16 protein-coding genes are annotated in these 11,778 nt (G+C 50.6%); 15 read left to right on the top strand and 1 reads right to left on the bottom strand.

The window, feature by feature from the left end:
* The 14 genes from ACKOVI_RS07135 to ACKOVI_RS07070 all read left to right on the top strand — a co-directional run.
* Nucleotides 1-1,044, top strand: a 1,044-nt coding sequence (locus tag ACKOVI_RS07135; protein WP_509603382.1) for a DNA translocase FtsK, incomplete at its 5' end; no start/stop codon positions are given.
* Nucleotides 1,045-1,151: 107 nt separating this feature from the next.
* Complete coding sequence (locus tag ACKOVI_RS07130; protein ID WP_509603381.1) at nt 1,152-1,877, top strand: helix-turn-helix domain-containing protein; 726 nt, start codon at nt 1,152-1,154, stop codon at nt 1,875-1,877.
* An 18-nt stretch (nt 1,878-1,895) separates the two neighbouring features.
* Nucleotides 1,896-3,290, top strand: a complete 1,395-nt coding sequence (gene rimO, locus ACKOVI_RS07125) for a 30S ribosomal protein S12 methylthiotransferase RimO (RefSeq protein ID WP_509603380.1) — start codon at nt 1,896-1,898, stop codon at nt 3,288-3,290.
* Nucleotides 3,291-3,833, top strand: coding sequence for a CDP-diacylglycerol--glycerol-3-phosphate 3-phosphatidyltransferase (pgsA, locus tag ACKOVI_RS07120; RefSeq protein ID WP_509603379.1), 543 nt, complete (start codon nt 3,291-3,293; stop codon nt 3,831-3,833). It begins immediately after the preceding gene.
* Nucleotides 3,834-3,969: 136 nt separating this feature from the next.
* Complete coding sequence (locus ACKOVI_RS07115) at nt 3,970-4,914, top strand: 1-phosphofructokinase family hexose kinase (protein ID WP_509603378.1); 945 nt, start codon at nt 3,970-3,972, stop codon at nt 4,912-4,914.
* Between the two features lie 2 nt (nt 4,915-4,916).
* Nucleotides 4,917-5,354 carry a PTS sugar transporter subunit IIA gene (locus ACKOVI_RS07110; RefSeq protein WP_509603377.1) on the top strand — a complete coding sequence of 146 codons (438 nt, stop codon included), beginning with the start codon at nt 4,917-4,919 and terminating at the stop codon, nt 5,352-5,354.
* Nucleotides 5,354-5,662 (top strand): PTS fructose transporter subunit IIB, encoded by a 309-nt coding sequence (locus ACKOVI_RS07105; protein WP_509603376.1) that lies wholly within the window; start codon nt 5,354-5,356, stop codon nt 5,660-5,662. Before ACKOVI_RS07110 ends, ACKOVI_RS07105 begins: the two co-directional genes overlap by 1 nt.
* 130 nt (nt 5,663-5,792) lie before the next feature.
* A complete protein-coding gene (locus tag ACKOVI_RS07100) occupies nt 5,793-6,887 on the top strand; it encodes a PTS fructose transporter subunit IIC (RefSeq protein ID WP_509603375.1) in 1,095 nt (364 codons plus the stop codon).
* 112 nt (nt 6,888-6,999) lie between these two features.
* On the top strand, nt 7,000-7,272 hold the full coding sequence (locus ACKOVI_RS07095) for an HPr family phosphocarrier protein (RefSeq protein ID WP_509603374.1): 273 nt from the start codon (nt 7,000-7,002) through the stop codon (nt 7,270-7,272).
* A gap of 6 nt (nt 7,273-7,278) precedes the next feature.
* Nucleotides 7,279-8,916 (top strand): phosphoenolpyruvate--protein phosphotransferase, encoded by a 1,638-nt coding sequence (gene ptsP / locus ACKOVI_RS07090; RefSeq protein ID WP_509603373.1) that lies wholly within the window; start codon nt 7,279-7,281, stop codon nt 8,914-8,916.
* Nucleotides 8,917-8,949: 33 nt separating this feature from the next.
* Complete coding sequence (locus ACKOVI_RS07085; RefSeq protein WP_509603372.1) at nt 8,950-9,432, top strand: CinA family protein; 483 nt, start codon at nt 8,950-8,952, stop codon at nt 9,430-9,432.
* 20 nt (nt 9,433-9,452) lie between these two features.
* On the top strand, nt 9,453-9,719 hold the full coding sequence (locus tag ACKOVI_RS07080) for a helix-turn-helix domain-containing protein (protein WP_509603371.1): 267 nt from the start codon (nt 9,453-9,455) through the stop codon (nt 9,717-9,719).
* The gene (locus ACKOVI_RS07075; protein WP_509603370.1) at nt 9,709-10,230 is read left to right on the top strand and encodes a TetR/AcrR family transcriptional regulator; all 522 of its coding nucleotides are present in this window, start codon (nt 9,709-9,711) and stop codon (nt 10,228-10,230) included. Before ACKOVI_RS07080 ends, ACKOVI_RS07075 begins: the two co-directional genes overlap by 11 nt.
* Nucleotides 10,231-10,233: 3 nt before the next feature.
* Nucleotides 10,234-10,431 carry a DUF3046 domain-containing protein gene (locus tag ACKOVI_RS07070; RefSeq protein WP_509603369.1) on the top strand — a complete coding sequence of 66 codons (198 nt, stop codon included), beginning with the start codon at nt 10,234-10,236 and terminating at the stop codon, nt 10,429-10,431.
* Here ACKOVI_RS07070 and yaaA read toward each other — a convergent pair.
* Nucleotides 10,418-10,972, bottom strand: coding sequence for a peroxide stress protein YaaA (gene yaaA / locus ACKOVI_RS07065; RefSeq protein ID WP_509603368.1), 555 nt, complete (start codon nt 10,970-10,972; stop codon nt 10,418-10,420). The two genes, ACKOVI_RS07070 and yaaA, sit on opposite strands and share 14 nt — an antisense overlap.
* A gap of 240 nt (nt 10,973-11,212) precedes the next feature.
* On the opposite strand from yaaA, the gene ACKOVI_RS07060 reads away from it, so the two are divergent.
* Nucleotides 11,213-11,778, top strand: a 566-nt coding sequence (locus ACKOVI_RS07060) for an ImuA'/RecA-like NTPase (RefSeq protein ID WP_509603367.1), incomplete at its 3' end; no start/stop codon positions are given.

Genomic DNA, 11,778 nt, shown 5'->3' with positions numbered 1-11,778 from the left:
TGTGCGAATCTGGCAAAGATGCCTCACTTACTCGTTGCAGGTGCAACGGGCGCCGGTAAGTCTTCGATGATTAACTCAATGATCACCTCCATCATGATGCGCGCCACTCCTGATGAAGTTCGACTCATTCTCATTGACCCTAAACGCGTTGAGCTCACCGCCTATGAAGGCATTCCACATTTAATTACACCAATCATCACCAACCCAAAGAAGGCAGCAGATGCCTTGACTTGGGTGGTGCGTGAGATGGATCTTCGCTACGAAGATCTTGCGAACTTCGGATTCCGCCACATCGATGATTTCAATAAAGCGGTCCGTGCCGGAAAAGTGGTTGCGCCCCCAGGGTCAGATCGTGTTCTCGAACCATACCCATATCTTCTTGTTGTAATCGACGAACTTGCAGATTTGATGATGGTGGCAGCGCGCGAAGTAGAAGAGTCAGTTGTTCGCATTACACAGCTCGCACGTTCAGCTGGAATCCACTTAGTCCTTGCAACACAGCGACCATCTGTCGATGTTGTGACAGGTTTGATTAAGGCAAACGTACCTTCCCGACTTTCATTTGCAACGTCATCACTTGCAGATAGCCGCGTCATCTTGGATTCACCAGGTGCCGAAAAACTTATTGGCCAAGGCGATGGACTCTTCATCCCTATGGGTGCAAGTCGCGCAATTCGTATCCAAGGTGCATATGTATCCGAACGCGAAATTGAAGCAGTGACAAATCATGTGAAGAAGCAACTCAAACCTCGCTACCGCGAAGATGTCACGGCTGCTCCACAATCTTCAAAGATGATTGATAAAGAGATCGGCGATGATCTCGAGCTACTGTGCCAAGCAGTTGAACTTGTTGTTGGAACTCAATTCGGATCGACATCGATGTTGCAACGTAAGTTAAGAGTTGGTTTTGCTAAGGCAGGCCGCTTGATGGATCTCATGGAGTCTCGAGGAATCGTTGGGCCTTCAGAAGGTTCCAAGGCTCGAGTCGTTCTTGTGACAAACGAAGAGCTCGACTCGGTTCTCGCCACGCTCCGCGACTACTAATGATGGGGTGGGTTAGGGGTGATTTCGCTCCTTCTAGACCACTGGGCTAGTAGTTATCTGATGAAGGTAGGTAAAATTCACCTAACTTTTTACAAGGCGGGAGAAAAATGAATCTAGGCGAGGTGCTTTCTACTGCGCGCGCCTCCTCACACCTTTCGCTTGATGACCTTGCCTCGTTGACAAGTATTCGCGCCGGATTACTTTCAGAGATGGAGAAGAATAATTTCTCGCATTGCGGGGGTGATATTTATGCTCGCGGACACCTTCGTAACATTGCGCCGAAGATTGGTCTCGATGCCAATCAACTCATCGATCTTTACAACGAAGAACATTCAGCTGAGAGCCGTAGCATTAACGAGATGCTCGCTGAAAATAGCGTAACTCGAGTTCCTCACGAGAAGAAAAGTATCTCTTGGAAAGTTCCCGCTGCTTTCTCTATCGCCATTATTCTTGTACTCGCTGTTGCGCAAATTGTCATCACCAATGTCAATAGCGAAACCCCAATATCGTCAGTGGTCAGTGCGACGCAATCTCCAGAGCCAACCGCATCTGCAGTGGTTACCGAGACAGCTTCACCAACTGCATCTCCAGTCGGTGGGGGAGTGCAGATGTCAATCACTGCAGCTCGTGGAAATTCTTTAATTGATATCGTCGTCGATGGTCAGCATGTTGCAAAGGGATCTATCTTCCAAGGTGAAAGCAAGACTTTCCAAGCAACAACCTCAATCAGTATTTACTTCAGCAATCCTGCAGGTCTTGATGTGACTGTTAATGGCGAACTCCTCGCGCCTCTCGGCGGTCAGAATGAAGAAGTGCGTCGCACATTCCGCTAAACCTGTAGTATCACCCCTATGTCTCGGACCGTTGCAATTGTCACTATGGGCTGCGCCCGCAACGAAGTCGACTCTGAAGAACTTGCTGGACGTCTTGCCGCAGAAGGCTGGACCCTCGTAGATAACGCCGACGATGCGGAAGTCGCGGTTGTGAATACCTGTGGCTTTATCGAATCAGCGAAGAAAGACTCTGTTGATGCTCTTTTGGAGGCAAATTCGCTTAAAGGTCATGGCACGACCAAGGCGGTCGTTGCTGTCGGATGTATGGCAGAGCGTTATGGAAGAGAACTTGCAGAAGCGCTCCCCGAGGCTGATGCGATTTTAGGTTTTGACGATTACCAAGATATCTCCGCAAAACTCAATTCGATTCTCTCTGGTAATTCACATCAGTCACATACGCCGCAGGATCGTCGTGCGCTCCTACCTATTACTCCCGTTGCTCGTGCAGAGGCTCGTCGCGAAGTTCGCGATGCCGAGCACACCTCACGTGTCGGTGCCGGTGGATCACTTTTCCGTAAACGACTCGGAAGCGCTCCCTGGGCGCCCCTGAAGATTGCTTCAGGTTGCGATCGACGTTGTGCATTCTGCGCTATCCCATACTTCCGTGGCTCGTTTATCTCCCGACCACCGCAGGAGATTCTCGAAGAGGCAGCGTGGCTTGCCCAGAATGGGGTCAACGAACTATTTCTCGTCAGCGAAAACACGACCTCTTATGGAAAAGATCTCGGCGATCTTAAATTGATGGAGAAGATCCTCCACCAGTTCGCAGAGATTCCTGGTGTTGAGCGTGTACGCCTTTCCTATCTTCAGCCTGCAGAAGTCAGGCCATCTCTCCTGCAAGCCATGATTGAGACTGAAAAGGTTGCCCCGTACTTTGACCTTTCTTTTCAACACACCAGCCCATCGGTTCTTCGCCGCATGCGTCGCTTTGGTGATTCAGAGAAGTTCCTCCATCTTATTAATCAGATTCGGGCGCTCTCACCTGAAGCAGGCATCCGCTCTAACTTCATTGTTGGCTTCCCAGGGGAGACCCAAGAAGATTTCGACGATCTCGCACAGTTTGTAGCATCTGCAAAGCTGGATGCGATAGGTGTATTTGGCTACTCAGATGAAGACAATACAGAAGCGCTCGATCTTGCAGATAAAGTCGATGAGGATGTTATTAAAGAACGTCTTGAGTCGTTATCGCGACTTGCAGATGAAATGGTTTCAATGCGTGCCCAGGCTCGTATCGGTGAGAGTGTTCGCGTACTTATTGAAGATGCAGAGCTTCAAGAAGGTCGTGCCGCTCATCAAGGCCCAGAAGTAGATGGAACGACATCTTTTATTGGCACTGATTTTAAAGTTGGAGAGTACGTTGACGCTGTAGTTATCTATTCAATGGGTGCTGATCTCGTTGCGAGGCCCGTGTAGATGTCATTGGTCATTACTCCCAACTGGCTTACAGTCCTTCGAATTGCACTCATTCCGACCGGCGTGTGGGCTCTCTTTCATAGCCCTAGCGCAGCGTGGCAGGCTATCGCGTGGTTGATTTACTTCACGCTAGGAATGACCGATATTCTCGATGGGCATTGGGCGCGCAAGTCGGGACGCACCACTCCGCTAGGTGCCTTTCTCGATCCTGTGGCAGATAAAGCACTCATTGGTTCTGCCATGATTTCGCTTGCGATTCTTGATCGCTTCCCTTGGTGGATTGTGATTGTCATCCTTGTCCGCGAAATTGGAATCACCATCTTTAGATTGCTTGTTATCCGAGATGGAGTCATTCCCGCGAGCAAAGGCGGAAAGCTCAAGACTCTGACTCAAAATTTCGGAGTGAGCTTCTACATCCTGCCGCTTCCAGCTGTGATTCACCCACTGCGCGATGCACTGATGGCAGTTGCTGTTGTGCTGACAATATGGAGCGGTATCGATTACATCGTGAAATGGCGTCAAGGTCGCAAAGTTACTCAGTAGTTACGCTCACATTCTCAGAAATTTACTGAAAAAGATTCACTTTTGTTACCCGAATAATCGGACAAAGGGTCATCCCAAGCGGTTTACTTTTACTACCTATTCAGCGTGGATAGGTAGAAGTGAGGGACTCTTGGGGATGTCGGTCTTAACCGTGACGCTCAATCCAAGTATTGACCGCACGATAGCCCTCTCATCCCTCGAGGTTGGCGAGATAAACCGCGCGGCAGCTATCACTCTCCATCCTGGTGGCAAGGGCATCAACGTATCTCGCGCAGCTCGAGCATACGGAGCCGATACGCATGCGCTCTTCATCGGCGGCAGGCTCGGTGAATCATGGATGAGTGGCGAATTAGATAAGGCGAAGATCGCCCACACAGTCATTTCTTTCGGAGATTCCATCCGCAGCAATATGACAATTGTTGAGAGCGATGGAACTGTGACAAAGATTAATGAACCAGGACCGACTCTTGGAAACTCTGAATTAGAGCTGATTAAGAATTCACTGTCACAACATCAACTGGAAGGAAATTGGGTTGTCTTTGCAGGCCGCCTTAATCCTGGATTGTCACCAGATGCTTATGCTGAACTTGCAACATTTGCAAAGGCGCGCGGCGCCAAAGTTGCTGTTGATACATCGGGGGAAGAATTCGCCTCTGCAGTGAAAGCAGGAGCAGTTGATCTTGTGAAACCAAACCACCACGAACTCTCTGAGCTCGTAGGACGACCACTGAAGACCATTTCTGATGTAATTGATGCAGCTCATGAGGTCATCACTGGGGGAGTTGCGACAATCTTATGCAGCATGGGCGCTGATGGCGCAATTCTCATCACGGAAGATGGCGCAACTCATTGCGAACCAATCGAAAAAGTTTCAGGCACTCCAGTCGGTGCTGGAGATATATTGCTTGGAATCTTTATCGCAGCTGGATGCAATGTTGCAGCTCTCGAAGCTGCCATCGCATGGTCGGCAGCATCTGTTCCTCTGCCGGGAACATCTATACCTTCTTCAGCACAAGCTGAAGCTGTCAAAGTGCGCACTCGCGATGATTTCGATCGAGCGCGCGTATTAGTGGAGGATTAAAAATGTCAGTCTTTAGTGAATATCTCATCATCCTGGATCTGGTTGCAACGGATAAGGTCGATGCAATCAAGCAGATGGCAGCCGTAGCTGTTGCTGCAGGTCGTGGTACCAATGCAGACCAGATCGCTGCAGATGTGATTGCGCGTGATGAGATGGGCACTCCTCAGATTGATGGAATTGCAATTCCCCACGCACGTAGTGGCGGTGTCTCGGATGCGGCTGTCGTTGTAGCTCGCACTGCTGGAGTTGTATTCGATCCCGAAGAAGATCCTGCACAAGTTGTCTTCATGATTCTCGTTCCAAATGAGGCTGGAGATCAGCACATAGAGATTCTCTCAGGACTAGCTCGTCGCATGATGGATCCAGATTTCACGGCTGGTCTACGTACTGCAGATTCAAAGTCAGCGCTCGTTCAATTACTTAACTCAGGAGATAGATAATGAAGTTCGTAGTCGTCACTTCTTGTGCAACAGGAATCGCTCATACATTTATGGCAGCGGAAGCTCTTGATCGTGCTGGCAAGGCAAAAGGCCATGAGATGGTCATCGAGACGCAAGGTGCTGGTGGATATAAGCCAACTCCTGCAGATGTCATCGCTTCCGCCGACGCGATCATCTTTGCTAACGACGTTCGAATCCGCGATGAAGATCGATTCGATGGATGCAAGATTGTGAAATCAACTCCAAAGGCTGCAATCAAAAATGCTGCAGATCTTGTTGAGCAGGCCGAGGCGCTAGCGAACGGATAACTAGAGAATTCTCTACGAGCTCAGTAGCTTGCAAGATTGAGCGCGGCGAGAATGATGTAAAGCACGAAAAACTGAATAAGTAAGACCCTCATCACAATGGTTGTGGTGGTTATGAAAGAAAGGAACTTCCGTGAGTTCTGGTTCTAACATTCGTCGTTACTTAATGACCGGCGTCAGCTACATGATTCCGTTCGTTACAGCGGGCGGTATTCTCATCGCTCTCAGCTTTATGATTTCTGGAGACCCAGCCGGCTTTACCAGCCTTGGTGTTCAGAATGCACTCGATGGCACAAATGCCGATGGCGCTGCACTTGATCCACGCGTTCGTATCGGCGCATTCCTCTTCGGTCTTGCAATGGGCCCATGGCAGTTCTTACTCCCAGCTCTTGCAGGTTACATTGCATACGCAATCGCAGACCGCCCAGGTATTGTTCCTGGCTTTGCTGCTGGTGCTGTTGCAGGTTCAATCGGTTCAGGCTTCCTCGGCGCAATGGTCGGTGGTCTTGTAGCTGGTTACATCGCTAATTGGATTTCAACATGGAACGTTCCAGCTGCAATCCGTTCAATCATGCCGATTGTTATCAACCCACTGATCTCAGTAATCGTCACACTCTCAGTGATGTACCTCGTGGTCAAGAACGTTGTGACACCGCTTAACGAAGGTGCAACGTCATGGCTTGATGGCCTAGGCGACGGTTCAGCTGTTCTCCTCGGTATCGTCATCGGTTTGATGATGGCATTCGATATGGGTGGACCGGTTAACAAGGTTGCGTACACATTCGGTGTTGCAGGCCTTACAGCTGCCGGTACATCAACAACAGGTGCTGGTCTTACTCACATGGCTGCTGTTATGGCTGCTGGTATGACACCTCCACTCGGTCTCGCACTTGCAACAGTTGTTCGCAAGAACCTCTTCACAGAGGCTGAGCACGAAAATGGAAAGGCTGCTTGGGTTCTTGGTGCAACATTCATTACTGAAGGCGCAATTCCATTCGCAGCTGCTGACCCAGCACGCGTTATTCCTTCGATCATGGTCGGCTCTGCTGTCACAGGTGGACTCGTCGAGGCATTCGGAAACACACTCCGCGCGCCACATGGTGGAATTGCCGTTCTTCCACTCGTTGGTGGAGTTGGCACATACATCCTTGCAATCGTGATCGGAACAGTTGTTACAGCTGCTGCGGTTGTTATTGCAAAGGGCATTGGCGCAAAGGCCAACGCTTAATTAGTTCCAGCAGTACAGCGCAGTGGCTCCGAGGCAACTCGGGGCCACTGTTCTTTTTTGCAGATTTTTTCAGTAGAGTACGCACATCACTTATCGCTAAGGAGTCGCCACGATGCCAAGTCAGATTGTTGCCGTTGGAAGCAAAGTTGGTCTTCATGCACGTCCTGCAGCAATTCTCGTCAAGGCAGCAGCTGCCGCAAAGCCACTTGCTGTCACCATCGGACGACCAGGGGATAAGGCAGTTAATGCCGCATCACTACTTTCAGTTCTCGCTCTGGGCGTGAAAAACGGCGATTCAATCGAAGTCACAGTTACCGATGGCGATGGCGCAGATGCGGTTCTCGCATCTATCGTCGAAATTATTGCAACAGATCACGACGAGTAGATCGCGATGACATATCAAGGAATTGGTGTCTCACCTGGAGTTGTTGTCGGCCCAGTACGTCGAATCGTCACCGCAAAGGTCACAGCACCAGTTCCTGCGGATATCGATCAAGTTCTCGCCGCCCTCGATGCAGTCGCAGCAGATCTCGAACAGAGCGCAGAGACAATTGAACTAGAGGTTGCCAAGGAAGTTCTCGGCGCACAGGCGATGATGGCTCGCGATCCTTCCGTGATTGAAGTTCTAGAGAGCGCAATAACGGAAGGCATTTCATTTGATGTGCGCCCCATCGTCGAAGCGGCCTTCGGTGGCTTTAAGGAGCAGCTCCTTGCTCTTGGTGGTTATTTTGCAGAACGCGTCAGTGATATCGATGAGATTCAAACACGTCTGATTAACAAACTCGCAGGAATCGAAAGCACTGGCCTCACTCTTACCGCTCCAACCATCGTTGTCGCAGAAGATCTCACACCAGCTGATACCGCAGCGCTCAATTTGAAGTTTGCACTGGCGCTTGTCTGCTCACACGGCGGGGCAACTAGCCACACAGCAATCGTTGCTCGCGGCCTCGGCATTCCTGCAATCGTCGGTTGTGCAGGCGTGATGGATCTTGCAGATGGCACAACAGTTCTTGTGGATGGTCGCGGGGGAGATGTCATTGTTGGTGCCGCTGCCGATGAAATCGCCACGCGCTCAGAGAAAGAGGCCAAGTTCAAAGCACGCGCAGAATCCGTGACAGGTCCTGGTCGTTTATCTGATGGAACTCCAGTGCAGTTGCTGGGAAATGCTGGCACTGTCGACGATGTTCGTGCGGCGGTCAAAGTCGGCGCTGAAGGCATCGGTCTTTTCCGGACAGAGTTGTTATTCCTTGACTCTCAAGTTGAACCATCTGTTGAAGAGCAAGTAAAGATGTACTCCGATGTCTTTGAAGTCATGGCTGGCAAGAAAGTGGTCATACGCACACTTGATGCCGGTAGCGATAAGCCAGTTCCCTATATCAACGCTATTCATGAAGAAAATCCAGCGCTCGGAGTGCGCGGATGGCGCCTCACACGTACGAGCAATGATGTTCTCAACCGGCAGTTGGAAGCACTTGCACAGGCAGCTCACGGTAAAGATGTGAAGCTGTGGGTCATGGCCCCAATGATCAACACTCCAGATGAAGCAAAAGATTTTGCTGACCGCGTTAAGGCGCTGGGCCTGCAAGTACCTGGTGTCATGATTGAGACTCCAGCTGCAGCGCTGCATGCCGATCGCGTCCTGGCTGAAGTCGAATTCGGATCATTTGGTACCAATGATTTAACACAATATGTCATGGCATCTGATCGCATGGATTCACGACTATCAGATATGACAACTGCGTGGCATCCCGCTGTGCTCCGTGCGATTTCGATTGCATCGCAAGCGGCAGCGTCAGTGAACAAGCCAGTGGGAGTCTGCGGTGAAGCTGCGGCTAATGCATACCTCGCAGCAGTTTTGATTGGACTAGGAGTCTCTTCTCTCTCGATGGCGCCGAGTGCACTCGCTGAAGTTCGTGGATTCCTTGCAAGCGTTGACCTTCCGACATGTCAGAAGGCTGCACAGGCCGCACTCGTTGCGCGCTCTGCAAAAGATGCAGAATTGTTAGCAAAAGAGATTCTCGAAAACTAGTACTAGCACTAGGCATGAGAGTAGATTTCCTCCATGCCACTTCGCGCTCATGCAAATACAGTAGTCGCTTATCTTGAAGATCGTGGCGAAACAGTTGCAGTTGCTGAATCTCTTACTGCGGGCGGATTAGGACAGGCGCTTACCTACACACCTGGCGCATCAAAAGTTTTTCTCGGTGGAATCATCGCTTACACCAATGATGTCAAAATTAATTTTCTCGGCATCGATGCATCACTGATTGAAGAGTTTTCAGTCGTCAGCGAAGAGGTCGCCAACGCGATGGCAGATGCTGCTCGTGAAAAGTTCGGCGCCACTTGGGGGATTGCAACAACGGGCATCGCAGGTCCCGGTGACCACCAGGGAATTCCAGAAGGCACGGTCTGGGTCGCTATCCGCGGGCCTATCAATCAAACTATTCAATTGCAGCTCGATAGCGGGCGTGAGGCAATCCGTACCGGTGCTATATCCAGCGCGATTGGCACCTTTGCCCGTATCCTTAGCTATCGCACGACATAATCGAGAGCAGGAGGGGTGAGATGACTTTGCTACGTGAATCTGTAGGCCAAGCGCTTCGTCGCGCCCGCACCGAGCAATCTCGCACCCTTCGTGATGTTGCTCGCGATGCTCGTGTCTCCCTTGGTTATCTCTCAGAGGTCGAGCGCGGACAGAAGGAAGCTTCATCTGAGCTCCTTAACTCAATCTGCGAAGCTCTGGGAATGACGCTCGGTTCATTGATGCGTGATGTCACTACTGAGATCACAGCAGCTGAAAGTGCAAAGCTCGTCGTTGTCGATGCAGCCTAAATATTCGCTTCAAGCCAACGCGCACCGTCGCACAGAAGAAGCAATCCTCGCCGGAACCAAAAATCTCATTTCTCGCAAAGGTATCTCTGGACTATCAATGATCGAGATTGCTGACACTTCTGAAGTTTCGCGTGCAACCTTATATAACCATTTCCGCGACAAAGATGCCGTACTGTCGGCGCTCGTTGCATCAGAAGTTCAACGTCTTGCAGAACTTGCCACCACTGCAGGTACTCCTGCAGATGCCCTTGAATCACTTTCAATCTCAATCTCATCAGATCCAGCACTTGCAGCAATGCGAATCTATGATGCAGATATTTTGGTTGCGGCGATGACCAATACCGCTTCAGAGCACTACATCACCATTGCTCAGATTATTTACGGCGCTACCAAATCACAGCCCGGCACAGGCATTGCTATGCGCTGGTTACTGGGCCAAGTTCTTCAACCATTAACCATCGAACAATCTCGCGAACAAGCAGCCCAGCTCGCTACCGATACTCTCTTCTAATCAATGCGAATATCAGATCTCAAAGAACGCCTCGTGCTCTCATTTGGAGAAGAGTGGGCGCCATCCTTTTCGCAGGATATTGCCATCAGCGAACTCGGCAGCAAGACAGTCAATGAAGCATTGAAGGCTGGGCTTGAAGCAGATGAAATCTGGAAAGCAGTCTGCAAGCAGTGCCCGGTCGAAACAGCTAAACAGCGATAACTTCTAAGACCCATGGATCGACTCCGTCGGACGGGGTCAAGGCACATGGATATTTCTCTGAAACGATTGCATAGAGATCTTCTGGAGTCTTAGGTATCGAACGAGATTGCAATAGCCAACGAGCAATCTCGCCACGAGTCTTCTTCGACATATGTGTGATGACTGTTCGAACGCCATCGACAACGGTAGAGACTCGAATTTCGACCGTGATATCTACCGGGGCTTTCCACACTGTTTTATAGGTCGAAGAGCGGCAATCGACAATCAGGGGAACTTTCACGCTTGCTAAAGCGGCTTCCACTATCGGCGCCATCGCCTTGTTATTAATCTTCGCTTTGTAGCTTTCAATCTTGGATGAGGGACGCACGACTCCGTACTTGGCGCTGATGATCGCCACAGCAGCCTCGCCACGCTTCTTGGCGGCAGGAGAGAGGGATGCCCAGTCGAGGGCTTGATACAGGACCCCCGTGTAGACGTTCATCGCTGTGGTGGGTTGAGGGGTCTCTGCCTTCTTCTCAGAGGGCGGTAGGAGGATCAGCACGGCGTGAGTATGGTCTCTCGCCAGGTCATTTGTCGGTGGTGGCCTTTAAATTCTGGGCGTGTCTTAAGTGGTATTCGAACAGATGTTCGACTAGCCTATGCAATGCACAACCAGAGCGGTCTCATTCTTCCGCCCACAGCGTCTCTATAACGCTCGTTGGCCGTCGATGAAGTTCCGTACCTTCTGGGCCACCCAAACGGTGAGCGCTCGCTCAACGTTCGACATAAAGGAGAAAAGCTCATGGCAGCTGAAAAGCCAAGCAAAGCCGATGAAAAAGCAACATCCGATCGCCACAAGGCGCTCGACACAGCCCTCGCTCAAATCGAACGTCAGTTTGGTAAGGGTGCAGTGATCAAGATGTCCGATAAGCAAGCCCAGGTTATCGAAGTTATCCCAACAGGTTCTGTTGCACTCGATATGGCGCTCGGCATCGGCGGTCTTCCACGTGGCCGCATCATTGAAATTTATGGACCTGAATCTTCAGGTAAGACAACTCTTACATTGCATGCAATTGCATCTGCTCAGAAGAATGGCGGAATCTGCGCCTTTATCGATGCAGAGCACGCATTCGATGCCGAATACGCAAAGAAGCTCGGCGTTGATATCGACGCGCTCCTCGTTTCACAACCAGATACTGGAGAACAAGCCCTCGAGATCATGGATATGTTGGTTCGCTCTGGTGCACTTGATCTCGTTGTAGTCGACTCAGTTGCTGCACTTGTTCCTCGCGCAGAAATCGAAGGCGAGATGGGTGACTCACATATGGGTCTTCAGGCGCGCTTGATGTCTCAGGCACTCCGTAAGAT

Origin of the sequence: Candidatus Planktophila sp. (assembly GCF_046070465.1) — a bacterium.
In the GTDB taxonomy this organism is placed as follows: domain Bacteria; phylum Actinomycetota; class Actinomycetes; order Nanopelagicales; family Nanopelagicaceae; genus Planktophila.
The sequence above is the reverse complement of the archived record's forward strand: the minus strand, read 5'-3'. Positions and strand labels throughout refer to the sequence as shown.

Excerpts from the sequence above, each read along its gene's own strand:
- ACKOVI_RS07130 (WP_509603381.1), top strand. The coding sequence starts at position 1,152 with ATGAATCTAGGCGAGGTGCTTTCTACTGCGCGCGCCTCCTCACACCTT.
- rimO (WP_509603380.1), top strand. The coding sequence starts at position 1,896 with ATGTCTCGGACCGTTGCAATTGTCACTATGGGCTGCGCCCGCAACGAA.
- pgsA (WP_509603379.1), top strand. The coding sequence starts at position 3,291 with ATGTCATTGGTCATTACTCCCAACTGGCTTACAGTCCTTCGAATTGCA.
- ACKOVI_RS07115 (WP_509603378.1), top strand. The coding sequence starts at position 3,970 with ATGTCGGTCTTAACCGTGACGCTCAATCCAAGTATTGACCGCACGATA.
- ACKOVI_RS07110 (WP_509603377.1), top strand. The coding sequence starts at position 4,917 with ATGTCAGTCTTTAGTGAATATCTCATCATCCTGGATCTGGTTGCAACG.
- ACKOVI_RS07105 (WP_509603376.1), top strand. The coding sequence starts at position 5,354 with ATGAAGTTCGTAGTCGTCACTTCTTGTGCAACAGGAATCGCTCATACA.
- ACKOVI_RS07095 (WP_509603374.1), top strand. The coding sequence starts at position 7,000 with ATGCCAAGTCAGATTGTTGCCGTTGGAAGCAAAGTTGGTCTTCATGCA.
- ptsP (WP_509603373.1), top strand. The coding sequence starts at position 7,279 with ATGACATATCAAGGAATTGGTGTCTCACCTGGAGTTGTTGTCGGCCCA.
- ACKOVI_RS07085 (WP_509603372.1), top strand. The coding sequence starts at position 8,950 with ATGCCACTTCGCGCTCATGCAAATACAGTAGTCGCTTATCTTGAAGAT.
- ACKOVI_RS07080 (WP_509603371.1), top strand. The coding sequence starts at position 9,453 with ATGACTTTGCTACGTGAATCTGTAGGCCAAGCGCTTCGTCGCGCCCGC.
- ACKOVI_RS07075 (WP_509603370.1), top strand. The coding sequence starts at position 9,709 with ATGCAGCCTAAATATTCGCTTCAAGCCAACGCGCACCGTCGCACAGAA.
- ACKOVI_RS07070 (WP_509603369.1), top strand. The coding sequence starts at position 10,234 with ATGCGAATATCAGATCTCAAAGAACGCCTCGTGCTCTCATTTGGAGAA.